General features: G+C 39.3%; 16 protein-coding genes and 1 other annotated feature. Of the genes, 14 read left to right on the top strand and 2 right to left on the bottom strand.

All coding sequences use genetic code 11. The features are described from left to right. Positions 1-78 precede the first annotated feature (78 nt). Genes BTR25_RS08205 through BTR25_RS08155 form a run of 11 tightly spaced genes read left to right on the top strand, consistent with a single transcriptional unit; the run spans position 79 to position 8,021 of the window. Positions 79-1,083, top strand: coding sequence for a hypothetical protein (locus tag BTR25_RS08205; RefSeq protein WP_075687742.1), 1,005 nt, complete (start codon positions 79-81; stop codon positions 1,081-1,083). After that, positions 1,070-3,244, top strand: coding sequence for a molybdopterin oxidoreductase family protein (locus tag BTR25_RS08200; RefSeq protein ID WP_075687584.1), 2,175 nt, complete (start codon positions 1,070-1,072; stop codon positions 3,242-3,244). The genes BTR25_RS08205 and BTR25_RS08200 overlap by 14 nt, the downstream gene beginning before the upstream one ends. Then, the gene (locus tag BTR25_RS08195; RefSeq protein WP_075687583.1) at positions 3,245-3,805 is read left to right on the top strand and encodes a 4Fe-4S dicluster domain-containing protein; all 561 of its coding nucleotides are present in this window, start codon (positions 3,245-3,247) and stop codon (positions 3,803-3,805) included. It begins immediately after the preceding gene. A gap of 11 nt (positions 3,806-3,816) precedes the next feature. Beyond that, positions 3,817-4,341, top strand: coding sequence for a QcrA and Rieske domain-containing protein (locus BTR25_RS08190; protein WP_075687582.1), 525 nt, complete (start codon positions 3,817-3,819; stop codon positions 4,339-4,341). Then, positions 4,331-4,522, top strand: a complete 192-nt coding sequence (locus BTR25_RS08185; RefSeq protein ID WP_075687581.1) for a hypothetical protein — start codon at positions 4,331-4,333, stop codon at positions 4,520-4,522. Before BTR25_RS08190 ends, BTR25_RS08185 begins: the two co-directional genes overlap by 11 nt. Then, on the top strand, positions 4,515-4,826 hold the full coding sequence (locus BTR25_RS08180; RefSeq protein WP_075687580.1) for a hypothetical protein: 312 nt from the start codon (positions 4,515-4,517) through the stop codon (positions 4,824-4,826). The genes BTR25_RS08185 and BTR25_RS08180 overlap by 8 nt, the downstream gene beginning before the upstream one ends. Then, entirely contained in the window at positions 4,813-5,094 is a 282-nt protein-coding gene (locus BTR25_RS08175; protein WP_254842654.1) for a hypothetical protein, read from the top strand. The genes BTR25_RS08180 and BTR25_RS08175 overlap by 14 nt, the downstream gene beginning before the upstream one ends. Before the next feature lie 42 nt (positions 5,095-5,136). Then, a complete protein-coding gene (locus BTR25_RS08170) occupies positions 5,137-5,784 on the top strand; it encodes a sensor histidine kinase (protein WP_075687579.1) in 648 nt (215 codons plus the stop codon). A gap of 20 nt (positions 5,785-5,804) precedes the next feature. Next, entirely contained in the window at positions 5,805-6,458 is a 654-nt protein-coding gene (locus BTR25_RS08165) for a response regulator (protein WP_075687578.1), read from the top strand. Between the two features lie 15 nt (positions 6,459-6,473). Continuing rightward, positions 6,474-6,926 carry a GAF domain-containing protein gene (locus BTR25_RS08160; protein ID WP_075687577.1) on the top strand — a complete coding sequence of 151 codons (453 nt, stop codon included), beginning with the start codon at positions 6,474-6,476 and terminating at the stop codon, positions 6,924-6,926. 21 nt (positions 6,927-6,947) lie between these two features. After that, the gene (locus tag BTR25_RS08155) at positions 6,948-8,021 is read left to right on the top strand and encodes a sensor histidine kinase (RefSeq protein WP_254842653.1); all 1,074 of its coding nucleotides are present in this window, start codon (positions 6,948-6,950) and stop codon (positions 8,019-8,021) included. A gap of 44 nt (positions 8,022-8,065) precedes the next feature. Here BTR25_RS08155 and BTR25_RS08150 read toward each other — a convergent pair whose 3' ends face one another. Beyond that, complete coding sequence (locus BTR25_RS08150; protein ID WP_075687576.1) at positions 8,066-9,724, bottom strand: glutamine--tRNA ligase/YqeY domain fusion protein; 1,659 nt, start codon at positions 9,722-9,724, stop codon at positions 8,066-8,068. A 212-nt stretch (positions 9,725-9,936) separates the two neighbouring features. Between BTR25_RS08150 and BTR25_RS08145 the strand changes: the two genes are divergently transcribed. Then, a complete protein-coding gene (locus BTR25_RS08145) occupies positions 9,937-10,920 on the top strand; it encodes a Gfo/Idh/MocA family protein (RefSeq protein ID WP_083652294.1) in 984 nt (327 codons plus the stop codon). 35 nt (positions 10,921-10,955) lie between these two features. On the opposite strand, the gene brnQ is transcribed toward BTR25_RS08145, so the two are convergent. Then, positions 10,956-12,290 carry a branched-chain amino acid transport system II carrier protein gene (gene brnQ / locus BTR25_RS08140; protein ID WP_075687575.1) on the bottom strand — a complete coding sequence of 445 codons (1,335 nt, stop codon included), beginning with the start codon at positions 12,288-12,290 and terminating at the stop codon, positions 10,956-10,958. Positions 12,291-12,341: 51 nt separating this feature from the next. Further along, positions 12,342-12,584: a binding site (T-box leader), on the bottom strand. A gap of 257 nt (positions 12,585-12,841) precedes the next feature. Here brnQ and BTR25_RS08135 point away from each other — a divergent pair. Continuing rightward, positions 12,842-13,855, top strand: coding sequence for a 4Fe-4S binding protein (locus BTR25_RS08135; protein WP_075687574.1), 1,014 nt, complete (start codon positions 12,842-12,844; stop codon positions 13,853-13,855). Between the two features lie 220 nt (positions 13,856-14,075). Beyond that, on the top strand, positions 14,076-14,258 hold a 183-nt coding region (locus BTR25_RS08130), incomplete at its 3' end, for a transposase (protein ID WP_483295243.1).

Below are 14,258 nucleotides of genomic sequence, written 5' to 3'. Positions count from 1 at the left end.
ACTAACACGCAAGCTGAAACGACAAAAAATAAAAAACACTCAGTCAATAATGCATTTGCTTCAAAGTTTGCAAAGTCAATGTTTCTAACCATCTCAGGGCTAGTTATTTTATCATTTATTGGAACAAGAATGTTCACACATGTTGATTTAAACCTTTACGGCTATATGGTCGGAACGCTTGTGTTTATTGGAGGATTCTTCTATCGCTTTATCGCATGGGGAGAGAGACCGCCAACAAAGATTTTCATTAAAAAGGGACTTAAACTATTATTCAGAAAATCAACACCTAAAACATCTGTAGAGCACCTAGCTACTTACAGATTTATCTGGAATCGCGGCATTTATCGCTGGTCACAGCATTTACTGATTGGCTGGGGCTGTGTATTAGCATGCTTTGTTACTTTCCCTCTTGTATTCGGTTGGATGTACTTTACGATGGGTGACAATGGATATTATACGGTAGTTGGAATGGGTATCGATATCATGACGATTAAAGCTGATGGAATTCTTGGGTATTTCTTCTATAATGCTTTAAATATTTCATCGTTCATGGTGATCACAGGTGTTTGTATGGTCCTCTACCGCCGATTGAAAAACATGCAGGCAAGAGCGGAACAAACGATTATTTATGACTTTTTACCACTATATCTGCTTCTTTTTATTAGTATTACAGGCTTAATGTTAACATTTAGCAACATGTTTTTACATGGATGGGGCCACCCAGTTATGTCCCTAATTCATCAATTCTCAGTAATCGTAACATTAATATACTTGCCTTTCGGAAAACTGGCACATATTCCTTTCCGTCCGTTGAGCGTATTCGCTAGAAATTATCGTGAGCATTATGCGGAGCAGGCAACGAAGGAATGTAAAGTGTGTGGAGATCATTTTGTATCAGTTGAACAATCAAATGATGTAATTCAAGTATTGGGTGTAAATGAGATCGAATTTAATATGGAGGATGGCTTTAACCTCGCTGAGTTGTGCCTTCCATGCCGTAGAAAATACCGTATAGCTAGATTCTCTGGAATCGCAACGCACTTCGTTCAGGTCAAGGAGGCTAACCAGAATGCAAAGGGATAAATTCTTTAAAGAAATAGAAAACGTAAACCATCCAAATGAAACGCTTGTAAAAACACACTGCAGTTATTGCGGTATGCAATGTGGGATGAACCTGCGTGTAAATACAAAGACAAACAAAATCATTGGTGTAGAACCACGATATGATTGGCCGGTAACAGTTGGTAAAATGTGTCCTAAAGGTGTGACGGCTTACCAGCAAACGAACCATGACGATCGAATATTAAAACCATTAATTCGTGATGATAAATCACTAAAAGGAACAAAAGAAGGCTTCCGTGAAGCAACATGGGAAGAAGCTTATGACTTAATCGTGAAGAATTTCCAAGAGTTACAAAACAAATATGGTAAAGATTCACTAAGTGTATATAGCGGTGTATCGATGACGAACGAGAAATGCTACTTAACTGGTAAGTTTGCCCGTGTTGGTTTACAAACACGTTATATCGACTACAACGGTCGTTTTTGTATGGCAAGTGCTGCCGGTGGCTTTATGAGATCGTTTGGTGTTGACCGCGGTTCGACACTTCCATGGACAGATCTTCATGAAACAGATTGCTTATTTATTGCGGGAAGTAATACGGCTGAGTGTCACCCAACATCTATGTTCCGAATCTGGGCTGTACAAGAACGCGGCGGTTACTTAATCGTAGCAGATCCACGTGAAACACCAATTGCTAGAAGGGCAGATGTTCACTTGGATTTAAGACCAGGAACAGACCTGGCACTGGCGAACGGAATTGTAAATCTACTTATCAAAAATGGTCATGTAGATGAAGAGTTTGTCAATAAACATACAAATGGATTCGAAGATACAAAAGAACTTGTAAAACAATTTACACCAGAATATACAAGCGAAATTACAGGTGTAGCGGTAGAAAAAATCATCAAAGCAGCAGAGATTTATGGAAAAGCTCCAAACGCAATTGTTATGTTTGCACGCGGGATTGAACAGCAGCATAAGGGTGTTGATAATGTTTCAGGCTACACCAATATGGCCTTAATCACCGGGAAAATTGGCCGTCCAAAATCAGGTGTCGCCACTTTTACTGGTCAAGGGAATGGCCAGGGAGGCCGTGAACATGGGCAGAAAGCCGATGCTCTTCCAGGGTACCGAAAGATTGCGAATCCAGAGCATGTAAAGGCAGTATCGAAGGTTTGGGGAATTGAACCAGAAGAAATGCCGAAAGAGGGCGTTTCAGCTTATGAAATGTTCGGATTAATGGAGCAGAAAGTCATCCGCGGATTGTACTTATTATGCTCAAATCCAGCAGTATCGGCACCAAACTTAAACTATGTTCGTGAGCAAATGAAAAACCTTGATTTCATGGTTTGCGCTGATTTCTATTTATCAGAATCAGCAGAATTTGCCGATGTCATTCTACCAACTACAACATGGTCTGAAGATGAAGGAACAGTTACGAATCTTGAAGGACGTTGTATTAAAATCAATAAAGCACAGGAACCACTTGGAGAATCTAAGCCAGATTGGCAAATCCAAATTGAATTATGTGAACGTCTAGGCAGAGGAAAGTACTTCTCACATTTAAAAACAGCTAGAGATGTTAATGATGAATTCCGTTTAGCTTCAAAAGGTGGATATGCAGATTATTACGGAATTACTTGGGAAAAAATTGACCAGCAAGACGGGGTCTTCTGGCCATGTCGCAGTGAAGAGGATAGTGATAAAGGAACACCACATATGTTCTTAGATAAGAAATTCTATCACCCAGATGGAAAAGCAAAAATCTGTGCATTACCCTATAGAGCACCAGCAGAAGAGCCTTGCGGTGAATATCCATTACGCTTAACAACAGGTCGAGTTGTCTATCACTATCTATCTGGTAACCAGACTCGAAGAATTCAATTCTTGCGTGATATGTCACCAGAGCCATTTGTTGAGGTACATCCTGAAACAGCAGCAAAATACAATATCAATCATGAAGAATATGTGCGGCTTTTTACCCGTAGAGGGGAAGCGGAGTATAAAGTAAAAGTTACGGAAGCAATCCGTAAAGATACCGTATTTGTCCCCTATCACTGGGGTCACGATAAATCTATTAATCTATTAACGATTGCCGCATTGGACCCGATGTCCAGAATGCCAGAATTTAAAGCCTGTGCCGCACAGATGGAAAAACTAGAAAAAACTGAGGTGCAATAAATGAAAAAGAGGTTATATTTAGAACTTGAAAACTGTATAGGATGCCGCTCTTGTTTAGCGGCTTGTACACAGTGTGGAGGGCATGAGGAGCGTAACCGTAACTATGTGTACGATGTTAATCCGCTTGTTAACCGTCAAACAATGCCTCTCATGTGCCTTCACTGTGTGAACCCAGCCTGCGCGAGAAGCTGTCCTGCACAAGCGATACAAATCCATGAAACAGGCGCGGTTTTATCAGCACTTGTTGAAAAGTGCATAGGCTGTCAAAACTGTACGATTGCCTGTCCATATGGAATTCCTAAATTCGATACTGAGCAAAATTTAATGTATAAATGTGATTTGTGTATCGATCGTACAAAGGATGGGATTCCGCCAATGTGTGCGAGTGTCTGTCCTTCTAATACATTACAATGGCTGTCAGATGAAGAAATTGAAGCAAAGCAAAAGCAGTTTAACTTAGATAATGGTAAGTGGGTAACAAGTATGCCTTATTTAGAAGGCGAAACAAATGTAAAAGTGAATCTCCCTGGTATTCTGCAGGGTGTCACCAAATTGTTTTAGGAGGGATTAGCATGACAGACAAAAATAATAAAATCCCATTTAATGAAGATAATTATACACACAATATCAACCGTAATAATGAAAGAAAACTAGATCGCCGTGGGTTCATGAAAACATTAGTCGGTGCAGCTGGAGTTTTCGCGGTTTCTTCCCTGCCTTGGGGAGTTTTAGCCGCTAAGGAACTTACAGGTTTAGAAGAAAAGAAATACCCGAAACAAAAAATTACCGATGTAAAATCGATCCCTGTTGGGGATGCGGTAGAATTTCACTTTCCAGGAGAACATGATAGTGCTATTTTAATCAGACTTTCTGAAGAGAGATATGTAGCTTATCAAAATGCGTGTACACACCTTCGCTGCCCGGTTTTCTGGCAGAAAGAGGAGCAAGAAATGCTTTGCCCTTGCCATCACGGAAAATTCGATGTTGAAACAGGTGCACCAACAGCGGGTCCGCCAAGAAGACCACTGCCTGAGATTTATGTGAAAGTAGAGAACGATGCAGTTTATGCAGTGGGGGTAAAGCGTTATGAAGCGTAGTTACATTCCGGTTGCCCTCCTGCTTGCGGTGTTAATGCTGAATATTATCTTTACTCAATACATGGTACATCAATACTATTATGAAAATTATACAAACACCGTTCTTGCGGGTGTAATGAATTTCATTTTATTTCCTATAGCATTCCTTATTTATAAAAAAGGTGTGAAGGTCAATGACTAGCGAAACGTATATTGATTTTTGTTTTATCCGAAAAGAATCAGGTGGATTTGCAGTTGAAATTGATGAATTATTGAAAAAGACATTTGGGAAAAAACGTTTGAATTGGTATCTAGAGGAGAAAACAATTGAAGGTGCCGAAATGGTTGTCGCAGAAGTGAAGGGCATGAGCAACTGGAATTCCGAAGAGGAAGCAATCCTTTATATAGAAGATCATGCAGAGGGAAAATTCTGGGAATATATTCAAGGCTATAAGATGTTTATCTACCCGGTTAAGAGAGGGTGTAATAGCTGTGCTACCCATTAATGTAAAAGAATTGCAGAGATTTGTCGAGAAAAAGGTGCAAATTATGATCCAGGATAAACAAGGCGGTGACCAGGCCGCGGCTGTAAAAAAATCCATCAAGAAAGTTCAACTTTGCCCGGATCAAACTCATGTACGCTTTTATTTTGACCAAGTATATTTTCTAGCTGTACCCGTCAACAGTTCAATTAAAGAAACAGACACACAATGGTCCGCATTTGACCAAGCTAGTGGGTTAACCTATATACTAAAAAAAGATCAGGTTGATTAATCTCACCTGAATTTTTTTATAAAGGGATAGGAGGAAAAATAAGTGGAGATATCACCTGAAAAACAGCAGATTCGTTCTTACATTATTGAAGAACAAGAAGAAGAGATCAAGCGAATCTCCTTGGATCTTCATGAAGGGGTTGGACAAAACCTGTACAGTATTTTGACTGGTTTACAATTCGTCGAATCAAGTACAAATCAGCCGCATTTGAAAGATTATCTTTATGGAATGACCCAGTTAATTGAGAAGACGATTCAGGAAATTCGATTGCTATCCGTTGAGCTACATCCTCCTTCCCTTACAACCCTTGGATTACTGCCGGCATTAAAGAGCTATAGCAAGTTATATACATCCACATTTGGAATTCTTATTGATTTAAAGTCTAGTGGAGAAGTTAAACTAATCTCAGAGAAAGCCAGTATTTCTGTTTTCCGGGTATGTCAGGAAGCCTTGACCAATATTGCAAAGTATGCAGATACCTGCAATGTAAGTATGGATATACACTGGAATGAAACGGAACTAAAAATCTCCATTGATGACTTTGGCAAAGGTTTTCAGCCTGAGGAAATTGGAAGCTATACTTTAGGGATCTCAGCAATGAAAGAGAGGATGCTTCTTGCTGGCGGAACATGTGTAATTTCGTCTAAAATTGATGAAGGAACTTCAATTTTGATTTCTCTTCCCATCTAGGGATTAAAGGAGCGGGTATGTTGATTAAAATCCTATTAGTTGATGATCATGCGGTAGTTAGAATGGGGCTGACCTTGCTTTTAAATAATAACCCCGAAATGGAGGTTATTGGAGAAGCGTCGGAAGGCAATGAGGGAATAAAAAAAGCGTTAAAGCTAAAACCGAATGTAGTCGTAATGGATTTGAGTATGCCGCATGGAAAAGACGGATTGTCTGCCACCGCGGAGCTTAAAAAACTGATGCCTGAAGTGAATATTTTAATTTTGACGATGCACGATGATGAAGAGTACTTATTTCGAGCAGTTCAAGCAGGAGCATCAGGCTGTATTTTAAAAAGTGCTCCCCACGATGAATTAATGTCAGCCATTGAATCTGTTGCAAAGGGGGATGCCTATCTGCACCCTGCAGCAACGAAAAGGTTAATGGAGGAATATTTAATTAGTATGAAGCAAGACAGCAGCGACATTTATAATCTTCTATCTGAACGTGAAAAGGAAGTCCTTACTTTAATTGCGAAGGGTTACGCAAATAAGGAAATTGCTGAGAAACTGATAATCAGTGTAAAAACGGTAGAAACCCATAAAGGGAACCTAATGGAGAAACTGCAAATGAAGACCCGTCCAGAACTTGTCCAATATGCAGTAAAGAAGGGGTTACTAGGGTATGGCATATAGGGAGAGTAACCAGTTATGACGGAAATAAAAGGAATTAAAGCAATTTCTGAGGTATGTGATCAATTATTAGAAAAAACAAGCTTTCAATTCGTTGCTCTTGCCCTGCAAAATGAGGTAGGACCAGATGTTCAGTGGCATTATGCTTCTGGTAATTTAAATGACAAATACAAAAGAATAACCGTTCGTTTTGGAAAAGGTATTGCAGGTAAGATTATTTCCAGTGGCAGCGCCATGATGATTAGCAACTTTCCAGAGAATATTATCGGGAAAGTAACCGATTATCCGATTATGCTTGCGGAAAAACTTGTGTCTTCATATGCTGTTCCTTTATTTTTTAATGGTGCCCCTAAAGGGGTTTTACTTGTTGGCAAGAGAGAGAGGTATACTTTTAACGAAGATGAACAGGACATAGTAAAGGAATCTGCCAGTCAATTGGAACAAGTCTTAAAAAGCCATTTAATTCGGTAGATGAGAGGGGGTTACTATGGTATGGATAGGCAAAAGCCTTTAACAGAGAAGGCGAATCTGGAGTTAGAATTGAAGAAGAGCATGCAGGAATTAATGGATATCAAATTTGCACTAGATGAATCTTCTATCGTAGCAATAACCGATTCCCGGGGGATTATTACATATGTAAATGAACAATTCTGTCAAATCTCAAAGTATCGGAAAGAAGAACTGATTGGGCAGGATCACCGTATTTTAAATTCTGAATTTCATGTGCCAAGCTTCTTTAAAGATATGTGGAAAACCATTGGGACGGGTGAAGTATGGAAAGGGGAAATCCGTAACAGAGCAAAGGACGGAACCTTATATTGGGTTGATACCACGATTGTTCCTTTTTTAGATGAAAAGGGAAAACCGTATCAGTACTTAGCGATCCGCTATGAAATTACCGAACGAAAGCGTGTAGAACAAGAGCTTCAGAAAATGATGACAACCATTATTGATGTTCAGGAAGAGGAACGTAAACGTTTGTCTCGAAACCTCCATGATGGTATCGGGCAAAATTTATATAGTCATCTCATTACCATTAACCGTTTAATTTCCGAGATCAACCATCCATTGCTTCAGCAAATGCAAGAGGAAGCCACGCAATTAATTCAAGAAATCCGAGACATTTCATGGGAGCTACGCCCATCTGTTCTGGATGATTTGGGACTCGTCCCTGCGATAAGATCTTTTCTCTCACGTTTTTCGGAAAACTATAACATCGATGTGTACCTTGAATGCGTATTGAACCAGCGCCTAAATATAAGCATCGAATTAACGATTTATCGAATCATCCAAGAAGCATTAACCAATATACGCAAATATGCCAATGTTCGGGATGCAGCGGTTACGATTAGAGAATTGGATGATGCGGTGAGAATTTTGATTGAAGATCATGGTGAAGGATTTGATCCCCGAACACAAACACGCGGTGTGGGACTTTTTAGTATGGAGGAACGAGCACGGGCAGTGGGTGGAGAATTAACCATTTGGTCGAGTCCAGGTACGGGAACAAAAGTGATACTAGAAGTTCCTGCTTCCATTCCAGAAAAGGATAAAAAGGAATATTAAAAAGAAGAACCAGCAACGTTGCGTGGTTCTTCTTTTTGTTCGTACTAAATTTTGAATGAGCTTTTTAACGAGACAATCCTATTAAAGACAAGCTTATGAACTGTAGTGTGCTTTGGATCGACATTAAAGTAACCATGTCTAAAGAATTGGAATTTATCCTGTGGTCTAGAGTCTCTCATGTTCGGTTCAACAAAACCTTGTAAAACTTCTAAAGAGTTTGGATTAACATGATCAAGGAAAGTTTTTCCCTCGTCTTCTGCATCTTCTTCTGTTTTATCCAAAATAAGTGGTTCATATAGACGAAATTCTGCAGGAACAGAGTTCGTTGATTCAACCCAATGTATGGTTCCTTTTACCTTGCGCCCTGTAAAGCCGGTACCGCTCTTTGTTTCAGGATCATACGTACAGCGTAGTTCTACGACATTTCCACTTTCATCCTTAATCACTTCTTCACACTTAATAAAATAAGCATGCTTTAAGCGAACTTCATTGCCAGGAAATAGACGGAAATATTTGCTTGGAGGATTCTCCATGAAATCATCCTGCTCAATGAAGATTTCTCTTGAGAACGGAATTTTTCTCATGCCCATTTCTGGTACTTCAGGGTTAATCTCTGCATCTAGTAATTCAATTTGACCCTCAGGGTAGTTGGTGATAACAACCTTAAGCGGCTTTAGAATACCCATTGTCCGCGGTGCTTTTAATTTTAAATCTTCACGAACATAATATTCAAGCATCTGTGAATCGACTGCACCAGAGCCCTTTGATACACCAGTTGCTATGACAAAATCACGAATCGATTTAGGAGTGAATCCCTTACGTCTCATTCCAGAGACTGTCGGCATACGTGGGTCATCCCAGCCATCGACAAATCGTTCATCGACCAATTGCTTTAATTTCCGCTTACTCATAACGGTGTTTGTCACATTTAAACGGCCAAATTCAATTTGCTGAGGTTGGCTGTCCATTTCACATTTCTCTACAACCCAATTATAAAGAGGGCGCTGATCTTCAAACTCAATCGTACAAATGGAGTGTGTTACATCTTCAATCGCATCTTCAAGCGGATGAGCGAAAGCATACATTGGATAGATGCACCATTTATCGCCCGTGTTATGATGTGTTGCATGAGAAATACGATAAATAACTGGGTCACGCAGGTTAATATTGGGCGACTTCATATCAATTTTTGCGCGCAGTACTTTCTCTCCGTTAGCAAACTCGCCGTTACGCATCCTAGTAAATAAATCTAGATTCTCTTCTACACTTCTTTCTCGGTAAGGACTGTCCTTACCTGGCTCTGTAAGTGTCCCGCGATATTCGCGAATTTCGTCAGCGCTAAGGTCATCGACATATGCGAGTCCCTTATTAATTAAAAGAACGGCACGTTTATACATTTCTTCAAAATAATCAGAGGCAAAGTATAGGTTATCCCACTCGAACCCAAGCCATTTCACATCTTCTTTAATGCTATTTACATATTCGATATCTTCCTTTAACGGGTTCGTGTCATCAAATCGTAAATTCGTCTTTCCGTTAAAATCATCGGCTAGTCCAAAATTAATAATAATTGATTTTGCATGTCCAATATGTAAATAACCGTTTGGCTCTGGAGGAAAACGGGTAATCACTTTACTGTGTTTTCCTGTTTCCAAATCCTTGATCATAATATCCTTTATAAAATTTGACGTTAGATTGTCCACTCTATTCAACCTCTTTCTTTCAGTGTCTTGCTCCGTGCACTACATTAGGTACTATTAATAAATAACATAAATACTGATATTTTTCCATTGTTCCCAACAATTCAAAGGAAAAACTATAAGAGAAGGTGAAATTTTTTAAAGATTGGTTGAAAAAATGGAATGATTCAAAAGAAAAGGATACAATAGTGTTCATGAATGTAAGGAGTGAGTCGATGTTAACCTATGCTACAATTGGAACAAGTTGGATTACTGAAAGATTTATTCATGCTGCACAACTTAGTAATGAGCTTCAGCTAGTCGGTGTGTATTCACGAACCGAAGAAAAGGCAAAAAAGTTTGCTGATTCTTTTAACACTGCCTATTATACTTCCATTGATGAAGTAGCAAAGAATCAAGATATTCAGGCAGTTTATATTGCCTCTCCGAATTCAGTGCATTTTGAACAAGCCATTACATTTTTGAAAAATAAAAAGCATGTAATCTGTGAAAAACCAATGTTTTCAACAACTGCTGAACTCGATGAAGCCTATAAAACGGCTGAGGAAAATGGTGTGTACTTATTTGAAGCTATTCGGAATATACATACTCCCAATTATCGCATTTTAAAAGAAAAGCTGCATTTAGCTGGCAGTGTTAGAAGTGCTATTTTACCGTATATGAAGTATTCATCAAGGTATGATTTGTTTTTACAAGGAGAAGAGCCCAATATTTTTTCTGCGAAGTACTCTGGCGGTGCCCTAGTAGATTTGGGTGTTTACCCGCTTGCGATAGCTGTCGGATTGTTTGGTGAGCCAGAGGAAGTAACCTATCATCCTGTCCTTTTACGAAGTGGGGTAGATGGAAGTGGTACGCTTATACTAAAATATGAGGGCTTTGTTTGTACCATTCTTTGCTCTAAAATTGCGGACTCTGTTGCACCGTGTGAAATTCATGGCGAAAAGGGAACTTTTGTCTTAGAAGACGCTGCACCTATATCCGAGATCAAGTTTTTAGACAGCCACACGAAAGAAAGCCAACTTTTGAGTGTATCTCAGGAAAAGCAGGATATGGCCTACGAATGTATTACCTTCGCAAGAATTATTGAAACCAATAATGAAGAAGAATATATGGACCTGAAAAATTTGAGTAAAATCGTCCTGAAGATTACCGAAGAAGCAAGAAAACAAAATAACATTATTTTTGCAGTAGAAAAATAGGGAAGAGCCAGGGTTTGTTGTCCTGGCTCTTTTGCTTATGAAGCTTTACGAAGCTCAGCGTCTCTGTTTGCTGCTGATTTACTTCCGCGATCTAAAATATAGCCCAAAACAGCTCCCACAAGGGCAGGGACAACCCATCCAAGACCAACTGCTGAAAATGGCAGACTGCTCATTAACGGTTCTAAAACACTCAAGTTAAGCCCGAACATTTTTACTCCATCATATAAGCTGACAATCCCAGTTAGGAGCATAGCACCAGCATAAACCTTATTTGATCCTCCGAAGTAGCGGTGGAGCAGAGCAAGTGTTACTAAGACAATGGTTAATGGGTATGCCATTACTAAGAAAGGAATAGAAACAGTGATAATTTGATTTAATCCGAGATTCGCTATTAAAAAGCTTCCGACCGTCACTGCGGTTACCACCATACGGTAACTCATTTTTGGTGCCAGTTTCGTGAAAAATTGTCCACAGGCAATCGTTAATCCTACACAGGTGGTAAAGCATGCAAGCGTAAAAATCACACCAAGCAGAACTTTGCCGCTGCTTCCTAAAAGGATGGTGGATGCAGAAGACAATAGTGCTGTTCCATTCTCGAATTCACCATATGGTGCCATTTTTGCACCTAATAGACCAATCGCAACATAAACGAGAGAAAGCGCCAAGCCCGCTACTAAACCTGCTTTAATCGTATAAGAGGTTAACTGCTTTTTATCACGAACCCCTTTTTGCTTAAGGGTAGTTAAGATGACAATCCCAAAAGCAAGTGCGGCCAGAGCATCCATGGTTGAGTACCCATCGATAAAGCCTTTCATTAATGAAGCGGTTTGATAACCCTCAGTCGGTGCCTCCAGCCCTTGATCTAGATTAACAAAACCGATCACACAAAGGGCGACGATAGACAAAAGAAGTGTTGGCGTAATCCATCTGCCCATATAATCAACTACTTTAGAGGGGTTTAAGCTTAATACATAAACGATTAAAAAGAAAATAGCAGTAAACCCTAATAATAAAAAAGCCTGATCGGAAGAGCTGCCTAAGAGAGGTTTAAATCCCATTTCAAAAGCTACATTGGCATTTCTAGGAATACCGAAGAATGGTCCGATTGAAAGGTAGACGATAATTGTAAAAATGACTCCGAACCACGGATGTACTCGGCTGCCTAGTGTATTCACACCATCCTTAACACGAGCGATTGCAACCAAAACTAATAAGGGTAATCCTACTGCAGTGATAATAAAACCAGTAATAGCTGGCCAAAAGGAGGTTCCTGAGCCCATCCCTAGAAATGGTGGAAAAATTAAATTCCCAGCTCCAAAAAACATTGAAAATAGCATTAATCCTACAAAAAACGTATCCTTCTTCTTCATAACTTCTCTCTCCCCTTCAATTTATACCCAAAATAAAAAGCCCGTCCCATGGATAGGGACGAGCTAGCTCGCGTTACCACCCTACTTCCGCACAACAAAAAATGCGGCTCTCGATCAACGTACCAACATACGCGTCCCTAATTTAACGGCGGGCAGTTCCGGCATAGCTTACTAGAACAATTTCAGCTAGGCATCTCAGAGATGATTTTCGCTCATATCTTGACACCGGCTTTCACCAACCGCCGGCTCTCTTTGGACAAGTATATCAGTTACTCTTCTCGTCATAGACTTTTTAAAGGTATTTTCTAAAAATTCGAATTAACAATAAAGTAATTATATTATTATTATATAATTTTGCAACCCTATTTTTTGCAGACTTTTAAGCAGTAACCGTTTACAATATTGTAAATATAATAATAAAATTAATTTTCGAATTTTTTAAGAAGGAATCTGTGAACTCTTTATGAATAAGGTTTTTATATTAACTTTTATCACATACCCTGTTTGCTTCCTCTTCTATATTTAAAATATGGAAGAATGGAGGAATTATCATGAAATCTAAGAACTGGTATATCAAACAGATTAAGCGGAAACCGGTTCAAATGACGAGATACACGGTTCAAGCAATCTTTTTATTCTTTATGCTCTATGTAGGAATTGAGTTTTATCAGTTCTATATGCACTTTACAACTGGAGGGGAGTCGCCTTTTGTTGAAAGACCGGCTGCTGTTGAAGGTTTTTTACCAGTAAGTGCACTGCTTGCGTCAAAGGTCTGGCTATCAATTGGAGAATTTGATGCGATCCATCCGGCAGGTCTTGTATTATTTTCCTTTTTTGTTGGCGGTGCAATTATCTTCCGCAGGTCTTTTTGCAGCTGGATTTGCCCCGTTGGAACGGTCGGTGAATGGGTGGGAAGACTCGGAAAGAAGATTTTTGGCAAAAACTTTGAGATTCCAACCTGGCTAGGCTGGCTGCTAACGCCGATAAAATATATGATCTTATTTTTTTTCATAAGTATGGTTTTTGCGATGCCGGTTTATGGTGCAATTGAATTCTTGAATCAGCCGTATAATAAAATCTCTGATGTGAAAATGCTGCTGTTTTTCTTAAACATTGGCGGTGTAGGATTAATTGTAGTCGGTTCATTGTTTGTCTTATCGCTGTTTTTTAAGAACTTCTGGTGTCGTTTTCTATGCCCTTATGGTGCTTTGATTGGGTTAGGATCTATATTCAGAATTTCAAAGGTTCGCAGAAATGAAGAAACCTGTACGAATTGTGAAATGTGTACAAAGGTATGTCCTTCGCGAATAACCGTACACAAGGTTGAAACAGTTAATAGCTTAAATTGTAATGCCTGCATGGCATGCGTGGAAGCTTGCCCGAAAAAGGATACCCTGGAAATGACAGTTGTGAATAGAAAGGTAAGCAAATGGTTTATCCCTGTTGCTTTCTTAGCTGCGTTCTTCTTAGTTGTTGCCTTTGCAAAAATCACAGGTCATTGGGAAACGATTATCAGGTATGAAGAGTGGAAGTATTTACTTCCACTAGCGAATGAAATAAAATAATTTTTCAGAACAGTCTATCAACTATAGGCTGTTTTCTTATGTAGAGATTTTTGCGAAATCCGCTCCCTTTCCGCGGGCTCACCGCTGAGCCTCCTCGGTCGTTCCGCGAGGGCACTGAAAAAGTCCTTTGTTTTGAGGCAGTTGAAGGTTGATTTTATCAACCCTTCAACTGCTTTTTATTTTATAATTAAGGTAACAAGACTTTAAAGGTGGTACCGAAATGATTTCCTTTCAAGATTCATTTAATCTTAGCCCATATATAGGAATTTATGATCTCATTGTTCCAAAAGATAATATGCTTCGCCAAATTAAAAAACTAGTCGACTTTTCATTCATAATTGAAGAATTAAAAGATAAATATTGTCTGGATAACGGTCGCAATGCCGTGCCACCAATTCGAATG

The organism is Bacillus sp. MRMR6 (assembly GCF_001940785.1).
In the GTDB taxonomy this organism is placed as follows: Bacteria; Bacillota; Bacilli; order Bacillales; family Cytobacillaceae; genus Neobacillus.
The sequence above is the reverse complement of the archived record's forward strand: the minus strand, read 5'-3'. Positions and strand labels throughout refer to the sequence as shown.

Bases quoted from the DNA above. Each gene is read 5' to 3' on its own strand.
- BTR25_RS08135 (WP_075687574.1), top strand. From the start codon at position 12,842: ATGAAATCTAAGAACTGGTATATCAAACAGATTAAGCGGAAACCGGTT.
- BTR25_RS08190 (WP_075687582.1), top strand. From the start codon at position 3,817: ATGACAGACAAAAATAATAAAATCCCATTTAATGAAGATAATTATACA.
- BTR25_RS08180 (WP_075687580.1), top strand. From the start codon at position 4,515: ATGACTAGCGAAACGTATATTGATTTTTGTTTTATCCGAAAAGAATCA.
- BTR25_RS08205 (WP_075687742.1), top strand. From the start codon at position 79: ATGTTTCTAACCATCTCAGGGCTAGTTATTTTATCATTTATTGGAACA.
- BTR25_RS08155 (WP_254842653.1), top strand. From the start codon at position 6,948: ATGGATAGGCAAAAGCCTTTAACAGAGAAGGCGAATCTGGAGTTAGAA.
- BTR25_RS08200 (WP_075687584.1), top strand. From the start codon at position 1,070: ATGCAAAGGGATAAATTCTTTAAAGAAATAGAAAACGTAAACCATCCA.
- BTR25_RS08195 (WP_075687583.1), top strand. From the start codon at position 3,245: ATGAAAAAGAGGTTATATTTAGAACTTGAAAACTGTATAGGATGCCGC.
- BTR25_RS08160 (WP_075687577.1), top strand. From the start codon at position 6,474: ATGACGGAAATAAAAGGAATTAAAGCAATTTCTGAGGTATGTGATCAA.
- BTR25_RS08185 (WP_075687581.1), top strand. From the start codon at position 4,331: ATGAAGCGTAGTTACATTCCGGTTGCCCTCCTGCTTGCGGTGTTAATG.
- brnQ (WP_075687575.1), bottom strand. From the start codon at position 12,290: ATGAAGAAGAAGGATACGTTTTTTGTAGGATTAATGCTATTTTCAATG.
- BTR25_RS08145 (WP_083652294.1), top strand. From the start codon at position 9,937: ATGTTAACCTATGCTACAATTGGAACAAGTTGGATTACTGAAAGATTT.